This window comes from Psychrobacter sp. Rd 27.2 (assembly GCF_001921755.1).
Classification (GTDB): domain Bacteria; phylum Pseudomonadota; class Gammaproteobacteria; order Pseudomonadales; family Moraxellaceae; genus Psychrobacter; species Psychrobacter celer.
The window spans coordinates 69,315-89,281 of record NZ_MRYB01000010.1; the positions used below are offsets into that span (position 1 = coordinate 69,315).

Below are 19,967 nucleotides of genomic sequence, written 5' to 3' on the forward strand. Positions count from 1 at the left end.
AGCTTTACAGATAAGTGCGGCATCGAGCACGCCATATATTATTGCGGTAACGACTGGCCAAGCGGCACAACCGTACTGATATTCAGGTTCAAAAACCCCATTTTGCCAGCGACATCCATCACGCGCACGACTGATTGGTGCGTGGCATTGGCATCTGCCGCGATGACAAAGAGCATCTCACGATTGCTGCCGGCTTCTTGCTGAAGCATACTGGTCAGCTCCGCTTCATTACTGCTCGCAAGTGTGATGCCATTGACAAGATAATTGCCATCTTCTTGCACTGCCACTTCGATGGTATTGTTCTGCTCTGTCAGCGCCACCCCTTCTGCCTCAGGGAGAATGATATTTAAACGGCTAAAATGATTGAACGAGGTGGCCAGCAACAAAAACACGATTAAGAATAATAAACAATCAATCATCGGTGTCAGATTGATTTCAAGGGGCTCGACCGTCGGTTTTCTAAAGCGCATACCATTCTCTTTAATTGACTCAATACCACACTTGGTAGAATACTGATAACGTAGAATATCGATAACCACTGACGCAGGTTATGAGGTCATGGCTGCTTCAGCATTGACCTCTAACCCATGCATAGCAGGCGCTGAGTCTGCCGCACCCTCTACTGCAGTAGAAGGAAACTGACGCATATCCGCCAGATTACTATCTGCTAGCAGGTGATAGTCGTATAGCTCTTGAATCATCAAGCCCGCTTGGGTCTCAAACTGTGCATTGATATCAATGATACGGCGCTGAAAATAGCGATAGGCCACCAGTGCAGGGATGGCCACAATCATCCCTGCAGCTGTGGTTATCAGCGCTTGTGATACCCCAGCAGCTAGCATCGTCGGGTCCTGCATCGCGCCATCAGTAATTGCCAAAAACGATGAAATAATACCCAGTACAGTACCCAATAGCCCGAGCAGTGGGGCAATCGCGCCGATGGTGCCGAGCATATTGATGTTTTTTTCTAACTGATGGATTTGCACACTGGCACGGTTTTGCATGTGCATGGTCATCGAGTCTAGCCCATACTGGCGATAGAGCAGCCCTGTCGCTAGGATATCGCCTAATGGGGTTTTTTCTTTAACGTTCATCAGCTGAGTGCGGCCGATATCACCGTTTTCACGCAAGCGTGTGATTAGCTGTTCACGCAGTCTGCTTGGAACGATTTTGTTAAACTGTAAGGTATGACTACGCTCGATAATGATGACCAATGCCAAAATTGAGCACAACACAATCGGCGTCATCAACCAACCACCTGCCTTTACCAACTCCCACATATTGCTTCTCTTTTATGTTTTTTTAAATAGTTGTTATAAAGATGGCGCTTGTTAAGCCTGCGCTTCTATCTGTTTGATCAAAGCGGCCAGCTGGTCTTGACTATGAAAAAATATCTCGACACTGCCCTGCCCGTCTTTTTTGTGCTTAAGCTTTACTTCAGCGCCGAGCATATCTGTCAGGCGCTGGGTCAAACGCTCGACGTCACGTGATTGCACTTGCTCAGCGCGGCTGACTTTTGGCGCAGGCTGGAGGATGGATTTTACCAGCTTCTCAGCTTCGCGTACCGTCATGCCGCCATCGATGATCTTTTGGGCGATGATCGGCTGCTGCTCAGAAGAGAGCGCCAACAGGGTACGCGCATGCCCCATATCAAGCGCATTGTTGGCCAAATGATCTTTGACCGTGTCATGCAGCTGGTTGAGACGCAGCAAGTTTGACACAGTGGTACGCGCCTTACCGACCACCTCAGCGATCATCGCATGGCTCATACCAAACTCGGTATGAAAGCGCTGCAGTGCAGCGGCTTGTTCAATCACGGATAAGTCTTCACGCTGGATGTTTTCAATCAATGCTAGCGCAATCGCCAGCTCATCAGACAAAGCGCGTTCAATCGCTGGAATGACTGGCTTACCTGCCATCTTGGCCGCACGCCAGCGCCGCTCACCTGCGATGATTTCGTGCGTGACAAAATCCTCACTCTTATCCTCACTGGCCAGTAGTGGACGAATCACAATAGGCTGCATGACGCCATGCTGCTCGATAGACGATGCCAACTCTGCCAGCGCCGTTTCACTCATATCGCGGCGAGGCTGGTATTTACCCGCTTGCAGGCGTTTGACATCGATCTGCACCAAGCTGATTTGATCTTCAAGCGCACTGTTGTCTGTACCTGTGGCACGCGGTTTGGCCGCTGCCTTGTTTGTAGCCCGTGATTTTCGGCCACTGCTATCAGCAGCGCGCGTTTGGGTTTTAGCAGCATTGGTACGCTCAGAGCGAGTCGCGACACTAGGCGCTTTTGCGTTCGTGTTTGATGGCGAGGTATCTGACGTGTCGACGGGCGCAGCATTGCCACGCGCAGCCATATCGTCTTGCAAGGCAGAGGCGGTAATTTGCTTTTCTTTTTTGATTGACCCTAATAAGGCGTCTAAGCCTCGATTGGCCGCCAACCCTCTCTTTTTCGCCATGATTACCTATCCTCTAACACTAAAATAAAAGCCCATTTTTTACAAATGCGGCTTACTCATTACTTATAAATATGATAGTTACCGCTTATCTACTCTAACGCTGCCCACGCCGCGTTTTTAGGCACTTTGCTTAATCACTTCAGCGGCCAGTTTTTGGTAAGCGCGCGACCCTTTTGACCACCTCTCATACGCAATCACCGGCAGACCATGAGCAGGTGCCTCTGCCAGACGAATGTTTCTGGGAATGTGGGTTTTGTACATGATATCGCCAAAATGCGCCTCAAGCTCGGCTGAGACATCGCGTGCGAGTGTGTTACGTGCATCATATAGGGTTCTTACGACGCCGCGTATATAGAGATTTGGATTGAGCTCCGTTAAACGCTCAATAGTCTGCGACAAGTCGGCCAGCCCTTCTAGCGCATAGTATTCGCATTGCATCGGAATAATCACGCCGTCAGTTGCCACCAAAGCATTGATTGTCAATAAATTCAAACTCGGCGCGCAATCGATAATCACATAATCATAAGCCGGTGTGTTGGTAGCGGCTTGCTGCTCTACCAGCGCCGCCATGGCATTTTTAAATAGCTCATGACTGTCTGTTTTGTTCATCAAAGTGATGTCCATACCCGCCAAATCTCGGTTGGCACCAATCACGTCAAACCCAGCAGGACTTGGGACAATCACATCAGCCAGCGAGACGCCATCGAGCAGCACATCAGCGATGGTCAAGGACAGCTCGTTTTTATCGACACCTGTACCACTGGTCGCATTGCCTTGTGGGTCTAGGTCAATCAGCAGGACACGCTTGCGTTTAGCAGCCAAGCTGGCGGTCAAATTTACCGCCGTCGTGGTTTTACCCACGCCGCCTTTTTGATTGGCAATTGCTATGATTTCCATACACTCACTCAATTTTATTAGGATCTATTACTATTATTCTATGTTTTACTGATGCTTGCAGACATCGCTTGCAATCACAACACCCTGCAACCTTGAGACTCATCAATATATGCTATTTGGATATCAAGGTAAACGATGTTTCACGACCGCACGGGCTCATAGCTTAGACATTTTTAGCAGACAATTCAATCAAATGGCGACTATCATGTAAACGCGGCACTGTTAACTTTATGGTGTCGATACGCCAGTCGTGCTCGAGCGCTTGCAGCTCTTCATCGCTTGGCGCTTTGCCCTTCATCGCGCACAATCGTCCCTCTGCGGCCAGTCTTGGCTGTGCCACGTGGACAAAATCAATCAGGCTGGCAAAGGCTCGCGAGGTCACCACCTCATAGCTGGCCTCATGCGCCTCGATACGAGAGGCAATAGGCTGCATATTATGTAGGCCAAGCTCACTACTGATTTGTTTGATAAAGCGAATTTTTTTCTGATTGCTGTCTAAGGCTGTGCAAGCGCGCTCAGGCTGGCAAATCGCGATAATAACGGCTGGCAGCCCTGCCCCTGTACCGATATCTAACAGTGATCCTGACGGCAAATGCGGTATAATAGCCAAACAATCAATCACATGCTTGATCAGCGCTTCTTTGGGATCAATGATGGCGGTGAGATTATACGCCTTATTCCACAATAAAAGCTGATCTAAGTACAATAATAGCGTGCGCTGCTGCGTCTCACTCAAAGACAAACCCAGCTCATTGATCGCTTGCGCCAACGTATCGGCCAGTGCTGGCAGCTGTATGCCAAGTTTAACAAAGCCGGCCGGATCGATAGCGGCATGATTCACGCTGGTAGATGATGAGGTTTTTTTGGCAGAAGCTGACATAAGGCGCATTATCCAGTTTTGACATGTGAACCGTCTATTTTATCACGCACTCCGCGTATTGAATAGTTGCAGATTGCCCCAATGTGAGACATCTTATACTATCTGCGCAGTCTTTGAGGCGTTATTGTTCTTTAATCATAGCAAACCGCTGAGTATTTACTGCTATCATATGCAGCAAAGACCGCAGCTTTATGATGAAATATACTAAAAAACCAATCGCTCATTTTTAAAGGCCGCATCCCAAACACCGACAATCAAACCGCCTCATAGCAACACTTCCCAATCATCAAAAACGCGACCAAACAAGACACTAATGATATGGTAACACCCTCGACTCAGCTGACCGACCCAGCAATAGACACCACCAAAGAACAGACAAAACACGCAAAAAAGGTAACGCAGCTGCATCCACGTTTTTTAGAAGTGAAGCAGCACTGCCACCTAAGCGCTGCGCAATTGAAGCGCTATAGCGATCCTGCGGCACTGCCAAGCGACACTCGAGCTGCCCCTGATTTAGATGTGGGCTTTGGCCAGCAGCGAGCGCTAAAAGCATTGCAAACCGCCCTAGACATCAAAGCCAGTGGCTATCATGTGTTTGCCGCAGGCGAAAACGGTTTGGGCAAACGTACGGTCATCAGCCGTTTATTGACTCGCATCGCTGCCGATGCGCCAACGCCTGATGACTGGGTCTATGTGCATAATTTCGCTGATCCTCGTACGCCGCAAGCATTATCCCTACCTGCTGGACAAGCAGAGATATTGCAGCAGCAGGTGAGTCAATTGTGGCAGCAAGCCAAAAAACGCCTCAGTCAGCGTTTTCGCAGTGATCAATACCAAAGCAAAATAGAAGCCATCAAAAACGCCACCCATCAAAAAGAAAGTCAGGCTTATGATGTGCTCAATGCCGAAGGCAAGCAATACGACTTGGCTTTGACGTTTCGCTCGTTTGATAACAAAGCGGTGTTTGTCCATTCAAGTCAGCTGCCAACGGAGAGTAGCAGCGCCGCCGATACCGCCGCTGAGCACACTCCTCCCGCCAGCCCTAGATCAGATAATCCGCAATCCGCGGCCAAGCCCAATGAGACGGCGCATCGTCGTGGCAAGCAAGACAAAGTGCCCTCTGGCGATGACGAGTACGAAGCCGAGCTCGACAACTTCGTACAAAAAAACCACATGCAAAAGCGCCTAAGTCAGCTCACTATCGCACTAGAGCAATTAGAAGACGAAGCCAATGACGCCATCGAAGCGCTGCATCGTGACATTGCACGCCGTGCCCTACAGCCGTTATTTGCCCCAGTTTATCAGCAGTTTGCAGCTCAGCCACAAGTCGTCGATTACCTAAAAGCCGTATCTGCAGATATGGTCACGCATGCTGAGCGCATCGTCAATGGCGATGATGAAGAGTTTGTCACAGCAGCGCTGGCCACCACTCCCAGTCGTTATGCGGTCAATGTCATCGTCAGTCACGCGCCAGACAGTGGTGCACCTGTGGTCTTTGAGGATTTGCCGACGCATCTAAACCTATTGGGACATGTCGAGCAAATCACCCAGTTGGGCACAGTCACCACTGACGTCAGTATGATTCGAGCGGGCGCTCTACACCGTGCCAATGGCGGTTATCTGTTGTTGGAGGCCAGTCATTTACTTGAGCATCCTTATGCTTGGCAAGGTCTCAAACGCGCTCTGCAATCACGCAAAATCAAACTCTCTAGCCTTGAGCAAATGCTGACTTTGACAGGTAGCCTATCGCTTGCGCCGTCACCCATTGACCTTGAGGTCAAGGTGATTTTGCTGGGCGAAGCTGACCTATATTACGAGCTTTTGGAGCTTGAGCCTGAGTTTGATGCCGTCTTTAAGGTGCGCGCCGACTTCCACGATGATGTGACGCGCAGCCCTGAGCACGAGTTGGCATTGGTGGCAAAAATGGCTGATATCATCGATCATGCTAGCCTCTATCCATTCGATCGCAATGCACAGGCGGCGCTGCTTGAGCATTTGAGCTTACAAGCCGAAGACCAAGACCGCTTAAGCTTACACAGCGACTTGTTGATCAAACTGCTGCACGAGTCTGATCGCCATGCGCGCCTAGATGGCAAGCATATCGTTGATGCCCATCACGTCATGCAAGCCATTGACGATATGGACGAGCGCTCAGGGTATCTGCGCGACTTATACTGGGATGAGCTAAAAAACGGCCAGCAGCTCATTCAAACCCAAGGTCATGCGGTCGGGCAAGTCAACGCTCTGACTGTGGTCAGCTATGCCGATAGCGAGTTTGGCATGCCAGCACGCCTCACCGCCGTCATTCAACCCAACATCGGCGCAGGTGAGATTCTCGATATCGAACGCGATGTGGATTTGGGCGGTAGTCTACATGCTAAGGGCATGCTAATTATGACCAGCTATTTGCGGGCGCTGTTTAGTCAACACCATGCCCTTAACTTTAGTGCCTCACTTGCTTTTGAGCAAAGCTACGCGCAGATCGATGGCGACAGCGCCACAGTCAGCGAAGGCTGCGCGCTACTCTCAGCCTTAGCGGATGTGCCAATCGATCAGTCCTTAGCCATTACTGGCTCCATGAATCAATTAGGTGAGGTACAAGCTGTCGGTGGCATCAACGCTAAAATCGCTGGATTTTTTGATGCTTGCCGCGAGCAAGAACTGACAGGTCAGCAAGGCGTGGTCATCCCTATTGCCAACGTCCAGCAGCTGATGCTGCGCGACGACATCATCGCTGCGGTCAAAGCTGGTAAGTTTCATATCTATGGGGTGCAGAGCCTGAGTGAAGCGTTGACACTGATGACAGGACTGCCTGTCGACACCATGAATAAAAAAGGCCGCTATCGTAAAGACACGTTGTTTGGCAAAGTATTAAATCGCTTACTGCTGTGGGACGAAAACCAAAACGGCGATGACGATATTGAGGACAAAGACGCCAAGCAAACCAGCCAAAAAAAGCGCAAGGCAAAAAAGAAAAAAGACAAGAAAAAAAGGCGTCAACGTCAAGAGGATAAAGGCAATGACGACCACTCAAGCGCGGATATCACGACAGCTGATGAGTCGCCTGATATCGCCCAGCCCTGATGGTGACAGGCATCAGAGCATGGGCTGACGACCTGCTACCGTCATTTATCATACGCTGCTCATCAGTGATAGACACAACATAGACGTCAGGATAGACGTCAAGCTGCTTTTCTGCCATGATAACCCGCGACGAACTCGTTAAAATACCAGCATTAAAATATCCATATCGATTGCGACATTGATTTACGACTTCATAAAGGTTATCTCTGAATGACTGTACATCATACCCACACAGATGAGCGAATAGACGAGCAGCGCACGAGCACCAGTGCCCCTGCTGCAGAGACTCATCATAATAATCGTCATGGCGCGGCGACCACAGCGCGGCAGTGGCAAGTACTCTCACAGTTACAGCGCAATCGCTGGGTGGGAACGACGCACATTTACGAGCAGCTCAAACTTGCAGGGTTTGACATCAGTCTGCGCACCGTACAGCGCGACCTAAATGCCTTGTCCAAACGCTTTCCCATCGAAAAAAACAACGCCAACCCGCAAGGCTGGCGCTGGCGTGACGATGCCCCGCTACACAGCCTACCGCATATGAATCTATCACAAGCGGTGGCTTTTAATATGGTAGAGGCCAACCTCACCCAGCTATTACCGCCCGTGATTTTAGACGAGCTGTTTCCTTGGTTTGATTTAGCAAGACGACAGCTAAAAAACAGTAAAGTCACGCACTCTTGGATCGACCGAGTACGCATTGAGCCTGCCACCCAGCCCTTAATCGCCCCGCATATTGACCTCGAGAGCAAAGACAATCTGTATCACGCGCTCTTTTATCAATTGCAGGTCAAAGCCTGCTACACCCGTAGCAACAAAAATGAGGCCAGCGAATATACGCTAAACCCCATTGCCATCATTCAGCGCGGCGTGATTATCTATTTACTAGCGACCCGTACCGATGACCCAGAAGCCATCATTCGCACCTTTGCTCTGCATCGGTTTGATAGCGTCGAGATTTTAGAGAGTCCGGCGCAAACGCCAGAGGATTTTCAGCTTGATACCTATTTGGAGGCTGGCAGTATGGGCTTTAGTCATCCGTTGTTTGGCGAGCTGCCTGAGCGTGGCAAAAACACGGCCATTGAGCTACAATTCACCAAACAAGCTGGCAAAAGTCTGACAGAAAGCAAGCTTAGCGACGATCAAACCGTCACCGTCAATGATGACGACACCCTAACCATCAAAGCCACGGTCAACCTAACCTCACAGCTGGTTTGGTGGTTGCGCGGCTTTGGTAGTGGCCTGCTCAATGCCCAGCCCGAGCTACTATATCGAGCCGTCTTGGATAACAGTACCAATAACGCCACTGATAATAAACCTGATTAACTGGTGTTATTTTGTCTTAAGCGTTACAGACTCAAACCACGATAACATCCTCGAACCATTGCAAATCGAACCATTGTAAAAGGAATACTATGTCGACCACGACCCCATCGCCACTACTTTCCGACAGCTTAAGAGGACTAGGCTTAGATGCGGGGACTTTGTTTTTTGCGCTAAACTACGAATTTACCAGAATTGAGCCAAAGGGACTGCTAAAACGTTTTAAAAAAAACCAAGGCGCGATAGATATCGACATCGCGTGCGCGTTATACGATGACAATTGCACCATCAGCGATATCGTCTGGTTTAAGCAGCTGCGAGACAAAGCGGAGTCGGTACGCCATCAAGGCGATAGCTTAAATGGCAAAGATCGCGGTGAGCAGGCCATGTATTTGGCACCGCTTGATCAAGAGCAGATCAGACTGTATTTAGACAAAATTCCTGCGCATATCACCCATATCGCCATGATGGCCAATTCTTATCACGGTCATCCTTTTTCTCGAGTCAAAAAAGGCGAGATACACCTGAGTGATGATGAAGGCAATCGCTGTTTTGAAGTCAATCTCAAACAGCTGCCACGCGACTGCCAAACACTTTGGGTCGCTCATTTGCGCCGAGAAGTAGATGACTGGCATCTAACTTTGCAAAACTTACCACTGGCAGCAGAGGATTTGGCCACAGCCGCGCAGCAAGTCGCCTATGAACTGGCGCGCGCCCTTCCTATTCCCCAAGGCCTATAAAAAGCCTATAAAGAGAAATCAGCCACAGCGTTTGACTGCAGCCCTTAAAACCAGAAAATGAGACCATAAAAATGAAATCGCAGGAATGAAGCTGTCGAAATAACGCCGTAAAACTACTCAACCACAAAAGGGATAAAAAAGACTAGCGCGTGTTGAGTAGTGCACTGTGTTATAACGGCTCGCCGCAGTGCGGGCAGTAATTTTTTTGCCGCCTTTCTACCTCTCTTTCGCGGCGCTCAAGCTCTTGCTCACGCAGTACTTGCAAAACGATATTTTGCGCCTGCTCCTTGTCTAGCCCCAGCTCACGGCGAATCTTGTCAATCATCATCTGGTTTTGCACCAAATCAAAATCACTGTCGATCAGCTGCTCACGAAAATGCTGCTCTAACTCCTCGCGGCGCTGAGCCAGCTCATTGGCCAAACCAGTCGCCAAGATACCAGCTGGCAATGCCGCCAGACCCACACCCAATATGGTAATGATGGCACCCAATATCTTGCCTGCATTGGTGATCGGCGTGACATCACCATAGCCGACGGTCGTCAGCGTCACCACCGCCCACCACATCGCCTTCGGTATCGACTCAAACTCATCTGGCTGCGCGTGATTTTCGACCAAATAAATCCCGCTAGAGGCGGTGACAATCATGATAATCAAGATAAAGATAACCGCTTGAAACGAGCCTTTTTCTTTACTAATGACCACCAGCAAGATACGCATAGAGGCAAAGTAGCGGGTGAGTTTCAGAATCCGAAACAGACGCAAAATACGCAAGAAACGCAAGTCAATAGAGACAAAGAAGTTTAAAAAGGCAGGGGCAATTGCAATCAAGTCGATCATCGCCGACGGGCTTTTGAGCCACTCCCAGCGCTGACGCCAAGTAGTATTATCTGGTTTGGCTTCGGCCACACTCCACAAACGCAGTAAATACTCAATAGAAAAAATAACGATAGAGAAATTTTCAAACCAAATAAAATAGTCTTGATAAGGGTAATACCAGTTGTCTACAGACTCGGCAATCACAGCGGCGACATTGGTCATGATCAAAAAAATCAGGAAGTAATCCACATAACGGCTAAACCGAGTGTCATGCTCATCATTTTGCAAAATATCATAAACAAAAAGACGCAAGCGCCGTATAGATTGGAATAGCATGCTGACCTTATGCGGTAAAACCCGCGCGTGGATAAATAAAATAAATCGCCATTGCCGCAAAAAACCACCGTGACCACCATAATGCCAAAGCTGACCTAAAAGGCGTCGATCGGCTGCTGCGTGTTATCTACAGCTAGCGTGTACCCTCAGATTATACAAAATTTTTATAGTAAATATAGACAGTTATCAGCAGCGTAAAGGCAATTGCCAAAACGGCCAATCGTAAAAACCGTTCATCGATCTTTAACTGCTGACTGACATTTTGGGCAGGCAACAAAAACAGATGGCACTCAGGACAACAACCATCTACTTCATTTAATAGCTGCATCGTCCGTGCGTTAGTACAACGCAGAGGAGAGTTACTACAATAACCAAGCATAGTGTGGCGCGCCTCCGTTTATAAAATAAAACCTTTATCCTTTACCTATCATCCACTTCTAAAAGTTCACAATACCTCGATATCGATAACTTTACGCAAAAGTCTTGGTTTAATACTGAGAATAACCATTTATTACCTTACAGAAATAGTGGTTTTGTATTATAATGGCGTTATAATGTTACAGATTAATCAATAATCATAATATTATGTATTGGTCACTACTGTCATCCCTCATTAGCTGACTGATAATCCTCTATTACGTTAAGGAATCAAACGATGAAACTACAATCCCTAGTTTTAGCCGCTGCTACTGCACTTACTATGACTTCTGCTTTTGCCGTTCCTGCTGGTACGTGGACAGTGGCTGCTGGTGCACACTATGTTGACCCTAAAAGCGACAACGGTACTTTAAACAATGGCTTATCAGTAGATGTTGATGGCGATGTGCGCCCAACCATCAGTGGCGAATATTTCATCGCTGATAACGTTGGTGTTGAGTTACTAGCAGCCATCCCATTCCATCATGACATCACGCTAACTGATGCAAATGGTAACGAAGTTGATGCCAAAACTCAGCATCTACCACCTACTCTATCTGTACAGTATCACTTCGACGGCTATAACTTGCCTATGAATGTGAAGCCTTTCGTTGGTGTTGGTGTGAACTATACAACTTTCTTTAAAGAAAGAGTCTACCTAGGTAACGGTAATGATTTAGAGCTAGACGATAGCGTTGGTGTTGCTGGCCATATCGGTCTTGACATCCCATATGCGCCTACTGAGTCTTTCCGTATCGATGCGCGCTACATGGACATCAAAACTGACGCTAGCCTAAACGGTAATGACTTAGGTGAAGTCGATATCAGCCCATGGGTATATGGCGTTGCGTTTGTAAAACAGTTCTAATAAATCTATCATAGCAAGTAAAGTATGCCAGATAAGAAGCCAGCCGATGTGCTGGCTTTTTTTGTTTGTATGATTTGCTGCAATCTGTTTATTGTTATTTTTTTATAATCAACCTAACATCACGTTGGCGCACTTTATGTCATAAGCCCATAAAAAAAGACCATCCACTTGGACAGTCTCTTTGTAATACATAATCATTGATGCAATCTATCAGTCGCTATTAGCCAAACAGCACTCAAAAGCGCTGCCGGTCAGAGCTACAGCAAGATACGGCGCGGATCTGCTAACAAGGTAGCGATATAACGGGTAAATACTGCTGCATCAGCACCATTAATCACTCGGTGATCATAAGACAACGACAGCGGCAGCATCAAACGCGGCTCAAACGTCTGCTTGGTTTCGTTCCAGCGCGGCTGCATACTGGCCTCAGAGACCCCTAAGATACCCACTTGTGGCCAATTGACCAACGGCGTAAAGGCGGTACCCCCTAGGTTGCCTTGGCTCGATATGGTAAAGCTTGCACCTTGTAAGTCTTTAGTGCCAAGCTTTTTATCACGAGCTTTTGCTGCCAGCTCACCTATCTCGATGGCGATCTGCTTAAGACCTTTGTCTTGAACGTTTTTGATAACGGGTACGATAAGCCCATCATCCGTCGCCACAGCGATACCCATGTTGACGCTTTTGCGTACGATAATCTGAGTATTGTCATCGCTCAAATGACTGTTAAAGCGTGGATGCTGCGTTAAGGCATGAGCCGTCGCTTTTACCACAAAGGCTAGGATAGTAAAGCCAATACCTTCAGCTTTCATACCGCCTTTGAGCTCACCACGCAGTTTTTCAGTCTCGGTGATATCGGACAAATCAAACTGTGTGACTTGTGGCAGCAAGGTATTGTAGTTAAGCTGCGGTATAGAGACCTTTTGTAAGCGGCTTAAGTCCTGAGTCTCAGTCTCTCCCCAGATCTCGGTATTACTCATATCGGGTAAGTTTGGCAGGCTCGCCTGAGCGCCAGCGCTGTTTGTCGGTGCCGCTTTTTGTTTGCTTAAGCTTTCTTTGACATGAGCAAACACATCTTCTTTTAAGATACGATCATTGAGCGCTGAGCCACTCACTTGAGTAATATCCACACCCATTTGGCGTGCCAGCTTACGTACGGCAGGACCTGCATACACATCGACAAGCTTTTCATTCACTTGACTTTCTGTCAGCTTGCCACCGCTTTTGCTGGCAGCACTAGCGCCTGTCGCTTGAGTGCTTTGTTTTTGCGCAGCTGTCGGCTGTTGTTTAGCACTGGATTGCTGCTCACTGCTGCCAGCCTCGCCATCTGCTTTGGCTGACACAGCTTCTGTTCCAGACTCCTGTGTTTCAGACGTGCTATTGGTCTCATCCTCACCAATAATGACAATAAAATCTTGACCGTTGGCGACCATATCGCCTGCTTCGACCAGTATTTTTTCGACCTTGCCAGCGATAGGGGCTGGCACTTCCACCGAGGCTTTGTCCGACTCAATCAACAAAATCGATTGCTCGGCACTGACGGTATCACCGACACTGACCATAATCTCGGCCACTTGCGCTTCTTCAACACCTAAATCTGGCAATGCATGTGTACTGGCTGTACCCGCGCTCGGCGCAGGCTGTTTGGACTCTGACGAGCTAGCATCAGCAGCTTGAGACTCAGTTGTGGCCTCAGACTGTGCGCCAGCATCTTTTTCATCCGCTTGATTGCGGGCGTCATCAGCACTTTTTTCGCTGGCTGGTGCTTCTGCTTGTGTATCGGCCGCAGCGCTTTCAAGCTCAATGAGCACCATGCCTTCACTGACTTGATCACCAACAGCAACGCTGATTTTGGTGACTTTACCAGCAGCAGAGCTTGGTACTTCCACTGATGCCTTGTCAGACTCTAATAAAATGATATTGTCGTCTTTTTCGATGACATCGCCAACTTCGACCATAATTTCGCTGACTTCGGCACTATCGACACCCAAATCGGGGGCTTTAATGTCCATGGTTTATCTCCTCGTCTTATCGTTATTATTCTTTGACATCATCGTCATTGAGCAGCGTCGCGTCAGCTTGATCTTCGGCGCGGCCTTCATTACTGATTTCATCATCCTCTTCACTGACAAACTCAGGCACAGGGCTTGGGTTGATGTTGTCAGGAGCTGGTGCATCTGGGAAATGATCGTAATAAGGCTGCTGCTGCCATGCTGGCGGCTGATCGGCCTCAATCTCAAAGCTTGAGATGGCATCTTTGACCAAGCGCATTTCTACTTCACCTTCATCTGCCAAGCGCTTGAGCGTCGCCACCACGATATGAGCGGCATCTACATGGAAGAAGCTGCGTAGTTTTTCGCGGGTATCTGAGCGACCATAACCATCAGTACCCAATGTGGTATAAGGACGGCTATCAGGTAACCAGCCACGTATCTGCTCTGAGTAGTTACGCATATAGTCTGTTGCCGCGACCACCACCCCTTTATGCGGTGCCAATTGCTCTGTGACCCATGGCACTTTTTCTTCATCCATGGGGTGCAAGCGATTGTAGTCATCACATGCCATACCGTCACGCGTGAGCTCATTAAAGCTGGTGACGCTCCAAACGTTGGCAGTGATATTAAACTCTTCTTTTAAAATCTTCGCCGCTTTTTGTACTTCGCGTAGGATAACTCCAGAACCAAGCAGCTGTACTTGGCTTGAGCCATTGTCTTCTAGCAAATACATCCCGCGCTTGATGCCTTCTTCCGCACCCTCTGGCATGGCTGGCTGCTCGTAGTTTTCGTTCATGAGAGTCAAGTAATAATACACGCGCTCACCCTCACCATACATCCGGCGTAGGCCGTCATGCATGATGACCGCCAGCTCATAACCATAGCATGGATCATAGCTCACGCAGTTCGGTACAGTGTTAAACAAAATCTGCGAATGGCCATCTTGATGCTGCAAGCCCTCGCCATTGAGTGTCGTCCGGCCTGCTGTCGCACCAAGTAAGAAACCTTGTGCCTGACAGTCGCCTGCCGCCCATGCCAAGTCGCCCACACGCTGAAAGCCAAACATAGAATAGTAAATATACAGCGGTATCATTGGCAAAGCGTTGACCGAATAACTGGTCGCCAGCGCAATCCAAGTACTCATCGCCCCTGCTTCGTTGATGCCTTCTTCTAACATGTGACCATCGATGGCTTCTTTATAGCCCATCAGCGCTTCACTATCTTCAGGCGTGTATTTTTGTCCTGACGCCGAGTAAATACCTAACTGACGGAACATGCCCTCTAGGCCAAAGGTACGCGCCTCATCAGGAACGATCGGCACGACGCGATCTTGAATGTCTTTGTTTTTTAGCATTGCTGATAACAGACGGACAAACACCATGGTCGTCGACTGCTCTTTGCCATTACTGCCTTTTAAGATACGATCAAAAATCGATAAATCAGGAATATTTAGAGGAATATGACCACTACGACGGTTTGGCAAATGACCGCCCAACGCTTCACGGCGACCTTTTAGGTACTTCATCTCAAGCGAGTCTTCTTTTGGACGATAAAACGGCAGCGTCTCAAGCTCTTCATCATTGAATGGCAAATCAAAACGATCGCGGAAATACTTCAATGACTCATGATCTAGCTTTTTGATTTGGTGCGATTTATTCACCGCTTGCGCTTGCGTCGAGAGTCCATAACCTTTGACTGTTTTGACCAAGACAACTGTTGGTTGACCTTTGGTCTTCATGGCTTCACTAAAGGCAGCATAGACCTTCATTGGGTCATGACCACCACGGTTTAGACGCGAGATGTCATGGTCAGACAGCTCATTGGCCATCTCTTCAAGCTCTGGGTATTTACCAAAAAACTCTTTACGAGTAAACTCAGGAGTACGTGCCTCATATAGCTGGTACTCACCATCGACCACTTCTTCCATACGGTGCTTGAGCACACCTGTCACGTCTTTATCAAGCAGTGTATCCCAATTACCACCCCAGATGACTTTAATCACGCGCCAGCCTGCACCGCGAAATACCGACTCTAGCTCTTGAATAATCTTGCCATTACCACGCACAGGGCCATCGAGGCGCTGCAAGTTACAGTTAATGACCCAAATTAGGTTGTCTAGTTTTTCGCGGCCAGCAAGCGAGATGGCACCCAAGCTCTCCGGCTCGTCTGTCTCGCCATCACCTAAGAAAGTCCAGATTTTACGGCCTTCTTTTTCGAGCAAGCCACGGTTTTCCATATAGCGATGGACGTGCGCATGATAAATCGACATGATCGGGCCCAGTCCCATAGAGACCGTTGGGAACTGCCAATAGTCCGGCATCAAATAGGGATGCGGATAACTTGATAAGCCTTTACCACCGACCTCACGGCGAAAATTATCCAACTGGTCTTCACTCAAGCGGCCTTCTAAATAAGAACGGGCATAGATACCTGGCGCGGAGTGACCCTGATAATAAACCATGTCACCACCGAAATGGTCACTTGCGGCTCGGAAAAAGTGGTTAAAGCCTGTCTCATACAGCGTGGCACTAGAGGCAAATGTCGCCAAATGACCACCTAGATCATCATCGTTTTTGTTGGCACGCATCACCATCGCCAGTGCGTTGTAGCGAATCAGCGCACGAATCTTACGCTCAATGGTCAAGTCGCCAGGATACATCGGCTCATCCTCGACTGCGATGGTATTGATATAAGCAGTATCAAGGCGGTTGAATGGCAGACCTTCTTGCACCGCCATATTGTATAAGGCTTTTAGTAAAAACTGCGCGCGATCTTTGTCTGCATGTTTGATCACAGACTCAAAGGCTTCAAGCCATTCTTGGGTTTCGGTGCTGTCAGCATCCTTATAATAGTTCATCGTTATGAATCCTTTTCTATCGGTCACCCCTACTCGGTGGCAGGGTATTATTAAATCAAAGTATTACTTCATACTGGCGTGTGGAAATGGTTTACTCAAGGACTTCCTTGTTAAATTTATCGGAGTGGTTCTGGCGTACTTTAAGAGATGTATCGACTGCTATATTTGATCATCAAATGATAATAACTCTCCATTATAGGCGCTTATGGGAAAGTTGTTTATAGCGATAAAAAAATGGCGATATGAGATGTATTTTTTAAATAAATAATGATTAGTGATTGGGTGAATGGTTTGTTTATTATTTGAAGCTAGGCAGGCAATAACAACACTGAAATAAAAATACATACAACTCTAAGGCACAATCCATGAGGCGAGAAGCTGTTATTCATGTAAAAACCATCTAAAGCGTTACTTTGACTACGTTCTATCATAATAAATATGCCGCTTATCGACTCCTTACAACAAGCTTTCATACTTTATAGTAAGGTATCAAATTACATAACCTATACATGTGCTTATTAAGTCAGCAGTGTATGGATTTCGCCCATGGTTTAGATGTCGATATGAATAGATAGGGATACTATTATGTATATGGCTAAGCACTATACAGAATCTCAGCATGTAGATTCATACCAAAGATACAAACTATTATTCTTGGCTTTTGTAGGAGCTATAGGTTTACTTTCTATCAATCACTCCTCCTATGCGATTGTGCCTAACCCAGGAGCCAACTGCCAAGGTGTGACTGGTGCTTCTCAAAGCAGCCTGACAAACGCAGACTACACTAACCTAGTCTCAGCAGTGAATACTGATAATTATGTCAACATCGCAGGCAACGCATCAGGCAGTATTCCCTTACAGATTAAGATGAATACTACAGAGTCGAGCTCGAACACCATATTGGGTAACTTTGGTGTTATTGAGGCTCAAGGAGTCAGAGCCATCAATGTCAGAAGAACGTTCCCTAACACCACGGCCTTTACAGATATCCGTCTAGATTTTCGTAATAGCATTACCATGCAACCAATCTACTTGACCAACGTTGCGTTAAGTGCGTTTGATATTGATTATGCAAATAGTAGCGGTAATAGCTTTGATGACTTTATACAAATTACTGGAGTAAATGAAGCGGGTGCTACCATTACTGGTACCTTTCAACCTATCACTAACTCCAACATTATTTTCAGCCAAAACTTGCAAGGTTTATTAACCAGAACAACCAATGATCCTAACTGTCCAGCTAAGAATCTAGGTACTCAATGCCAAGGCTCTGTTCAGTTTTCTGAACCTGTAAAATCTGTAAATGTCCGTTACTCGAATACAGGATATTTGGCTACAGCCACTAACCAAGAAATTGACTTTCGAGTAGATAACTACTGTTATGTTCCTCAATATATATTTTCTGGTACAGTCTTCGACGATAACGGAGGTATTCCTGAAAATAAAGCGGACAAAGACAATGCTGACATAACCTCTGCAAGCAGTGTTTATGCCAATAGACCCAACTATTTTAATGGTCGATATGACCCGAATGCTTCTGAAACAGGTATTGCAGGTAGTACTGTACAGTTGGTCAATTGCTCTAATACAGACACTATCTACCCTACTCAGTCGGTGATTAGAAATAATGCACCTCTCGGAGAGTATCAGATCAGTATTCCTAAAACGACTTTGGCTAACAACCCCAACCTTTGCTTGCTAGAAAAAAGAACTGGCACCTCCTACCCTATTCGCACGACCTCATCCATAAAAACGATTAATGTAGCGGCCAATACCTATCACTACCCAAATAATGACTTTGGTAGAGTGATTGCCGAAAATGCCGCGTTGGTCTTGCGAAAGTCCCAATATGTAAACAACTGCCCAGCGACACTCAACTATGCCAATATCAACGACTCCACAAGTCCAGAAACCGGTTTTAGTACAAACTTGATAGCTGGCATCGCACCGGGTAGATGTATCGCTTATAAAATCACGGCCACCAATCGCGCTAATGTCAATATTGACAATTTTGTGATGCAAGATGAGCTTCAGAAAAAAGGGGTGGCCAATGCCACAGTGACATCGACATTGGCAAACCCCGCGCTCACATCGGCAGACTACGACAGCAGCAGTCCCGCCGTTGGCCAAAACGGTACGGTAAAGACCAAGCCTTTTGTACTACCGCCACGCTCTAAACGTGACTTTTATTTCAATACCAGATATGGCACGACGCAGTAGCGCGCTTAAATCTATGACCATCTTATTTTGAACTGACTGTATCTCTCATGATTCGTTTTTAGGAGATAACCACTTAGCCACTTCAAACCGCCATTTATCAATTTTCCCATGACATGCCATAGTCTTTTTGTAACTATGCAGTTAAGCCGATAGGGTGCGTTATACCGCCTGTTTTTAACGCCGTTATCTATGCTTGCTGTTGTTATGACGCGACCCATATGACGTTTATTACGATTGCCTGAATCATTAACTCTCGTTTCGGAATTATTTATGAAACCCAGTCTCTTTAGATATGGCTTAATGACGGTTGGCGTTACCGCTGCATTAGGTATCTCAGCCAGTGCAATGGCCAATACCTCTACTGGTACCACGACGACTGATGTATTGATAAAAAAACATAGCGACAGCGAATTATGATATTTCTGGTGTCAAACAGCCAGAAGTGCGATCTAACGAAGTTGTCGTCAAGGTCTCTGAGCAATTGTCTTTTTCATTAACGGCAAACAATGAAGATGGCACACCAAATGACACGATCAATGAAAACCTAGATGCCACGCCCAATGGCTTTGCAGTATTCCAGCATACGTTGACCAACACCGGTAACCGTAATGACACTTATACGCTCAATTAGTCCCCCAAGGGACAGCAACCATGAAGTTTTCCGTTAAGATAAGGACCAACCGTTAGTTATATTTTTGTAACCTATGCCTATCAGCATCGTATCAGCAACTGACGCCTCTATTAAAGAATAATAGAGGCGTTTTATTTCTCAATATCCTGTCGATTAGATCGATAAAACCCTCTTTTCTCTTAAATCACACGCCTTAAAACCATATAAAAAATCAATAATATCAAGCATATATAAGAAAAAAATCAAAAATATTTATTAACTTCCTATATGGTTATTTTTGGATTTATACCATCCACCTCCCTTCAGCTACCACTTATCATGTTTCTGGTGACTAATTGTTATCCACTTGTAATAATGCCTGTATGGAATACACCTCGGCGCTGTCGATGTTATTTGCGCTTTTAGGACATATGGCATATATATTGCACATTCTAAATACCT

General features: G+C 47.1%; 15 protein-coding genes. 7 read left to right on the plus strand and 8 right to left on the minus strand.

The features are described 5' to 3' along the window. Window positions 1–38 precede the first annotated feature (38 nt). The 5 genes from BTV99_RS09445 to rsmG form a co-directional block, all read right to left on the minus strand. Window positions 39–470: a biopolymer transporter ExbD gene (locus tag BTV99_RS09445; RefSeq protein WP_075102123.1), complete on the minus strand. Its 432-nt coding sequence runs from the start codon at window positions 468–470 to the stop codon at window positions 39–41. Window positions 471–548: 78 nt separating this feature from the next. Further along, on the minus strand, window positions 549–1,280 hold the full coding sequence (locus tag BTV99_RS09450) for a MotA/TolQ/ExbB proton channel family protein (protein WP_256713767.1): 732 nt from the start codon (window positions 1,278–1,280) through the stop codon (window positions 549–551). A 51-nt stretch (window positions 1,281–1,331) separates the two neighbouring features. Further along, complete coding sequence (locus BTV99_RS09455; RefSeq protein ID WP_075102124.1) at window positions 1,332–2,465, minus strand: ParB/RepB/Spo0J family partition protein; 1,134 nt, start codon at window positions 2,463–2,465, stop codon at window positions 1,332–1,334. A 117-nt stretch (window positions 2,466–2,582) separates the two neighbouring features. After that, window positions 2,583–3,362, minus strand: coding sequence for a ParA family protein (locus BTV99_RS09460; protein ID WP_075102125.1), 780 nt, complete (start codon window positions 3,360–3,362; stop codon window positions 2,583–2,585). Between the two features lie 163 nt (window positions 3,363–3,525). Next, entirely contained in the window at window positions 3,526–4,242 is a 717-nt protein-coding gene (rsmG, locus tag BTV99_RS09465; RefSeq protein ID WP_075102126.1) for a 16S rRNA (guanine(527)-N(7))-methyltransferase RsmG, read from the minus strand. Between the two features lie 318 nt (window positions 4,243–4,560). Here rsmG and BTV99_RS09470 point away from each other — a divergent pair, with 318 nt between their 5' ends. The 3 genes from BTV99_RS09470 to BTV99_RS09480 all read left to right on the plus strand — a co-directional run bounded on the left by BTV99_RS09470 (window position 4,561) and on the right by BTV99_RS09480 (window position 9,389). Then, on the plus strand, window positions 4,561–7,326 hold the full coding sequence (locus tag BTV99_RS09470) for an ATP-binding protein (protein ID WP_075102127.1): 2,766 nt from the start codon (window positions 4,561–4,563) through the stop codon (window positions 7,324–7,326). Between the two features lie 210 nt (window positions 7,327–7,536). Beyond that, window positions 7,537–8,652: a YafY family protein gene (locus BTV99_RS09475; RefSeq protein WP_075102128.1), complete on the plus strand. Its 1,116-nt coding sequence runs from the start codon at window positions 7,537–7,539 to the stop codon at window positions 8,650–8,652. Between the two features lie 89 nt (window positions 8,653–8,741). After that, the gene (locus BTV99_RS09480; protein ID WP_075102129.1) at window positions 8,742–9,389 is read left to right on the plus strand and encodes a TerD family protein; all 648 of its coding nucleotides are present in this window, start codon (window positions 8,742–8,744) and stop codon (window positions 9,387–9,389) included. 169 nt (window positions 9,390–9,558) lie between these two features. Here the strand turns inward: BTV99_RS09480 and BTV99_RS09485 are convergent, their stop codons facing one another. Next, entirely contained in the window at window positions 9,559–10,542 is a 984-nt protein-coding gene (locus BTV99_RS09485) for an ion transporter (protein WP_075102130.1), read from the minus strand. A gap of 655 nt (window positions 10,543–11,197) precedes the next feature. Here BTV99_RS09485 and BTV99_RS09490 point away from each other — a divergent pair. Next, window positions 11,198–11,827 (plus strand): OmpW family protein, encoded by a 630-nt coding sequence (locus BTV99_RS09490; RefSeq protein ID WP_075102131.1) that lies wholly within the window; start codon window positions 11,198–11,200, stop codon window positions 11,825–11,827. Window positions 11,828–12,084: 257 nt separating this feature from the next. Here the strand turns inward: BTV99_RS09490 and BTV99_RS09495 are convergent, their stop codons facing one another. Further along, complete coding sequence (locus BTV99_RS09495; RefSeq protein ID WP_075102132.1) at window positions 12,085–13,836, minus strand: 2-oxo acid dehydrogenase subunit E2; 1,752 nt, start codon at window positions 13,834–13,836, stop codon at window positions 12,085–12,087. A 25-nt stretch (window positions 13,837–13,861) separates the two neighbouring features. After that, the gene (gene aceE, locus BTV99_RS09500; RefSeq protein ID WP_075102133.1) at window positions 13,862–16,675 is read right to left on the minus strand and encodes a pyruvate dehydrogenase (acetyl-transferring), homodimeric type; all 2,814 of its coding nucleotides are present in this window, start codon (window positions 16,673–16,675) and stop codon (window positions 13,862–13,864) included. A 711-nt stretch (window positions 16,676–17,386) separates the two neighbouring features. On the opposite strand from aceE, the gene BTV99_RS09505 reads away from it, so the two are divergent. From BTV99_RS09505 to BTV99_RS09510, 3 genes are all read left to right on the plus strand, one after another. Then, the gene (locus BTV99_RS09505; protein ID WP_256713768.1) at window positions 17,387–18,895 is read left to right on the plus strand and encodes a hypothetical protein; all 1,509 of its coding nucleotides are present in this window, start codon (window positions 17,387–17,389) and stop codon (window positions 18,893–18,895) included. Between the two features lie 270 nt (window positions 18,896–19,165). Beyond that, on the plus strand, window positions 19,166–19,312 hold the full coding sequence (locus tag BTV99_RS13445) for a hypothetical protein (protein WP_178377946.1): 147 nt from the start codon (window positions 19,166–19,168) through the stop codon (window positions 19,310–19,312). A 25-nt stretch (window positions 19,313–19,337) separates the two neighbouring features. Beyond that, complete coding sequence (locus tag BTV99_RS09510) at window positions 19,338–19,526, plus strand: hypothetical protein (RefSeq protein ID WP_075102135.1); 189 nt, start codon at window positions 19,338–19,340, stop codon at window positions 19,524–19,526. The last annotated feature ends 441 nt before the right edge of the window (window positions 19,527–19,967 follow it).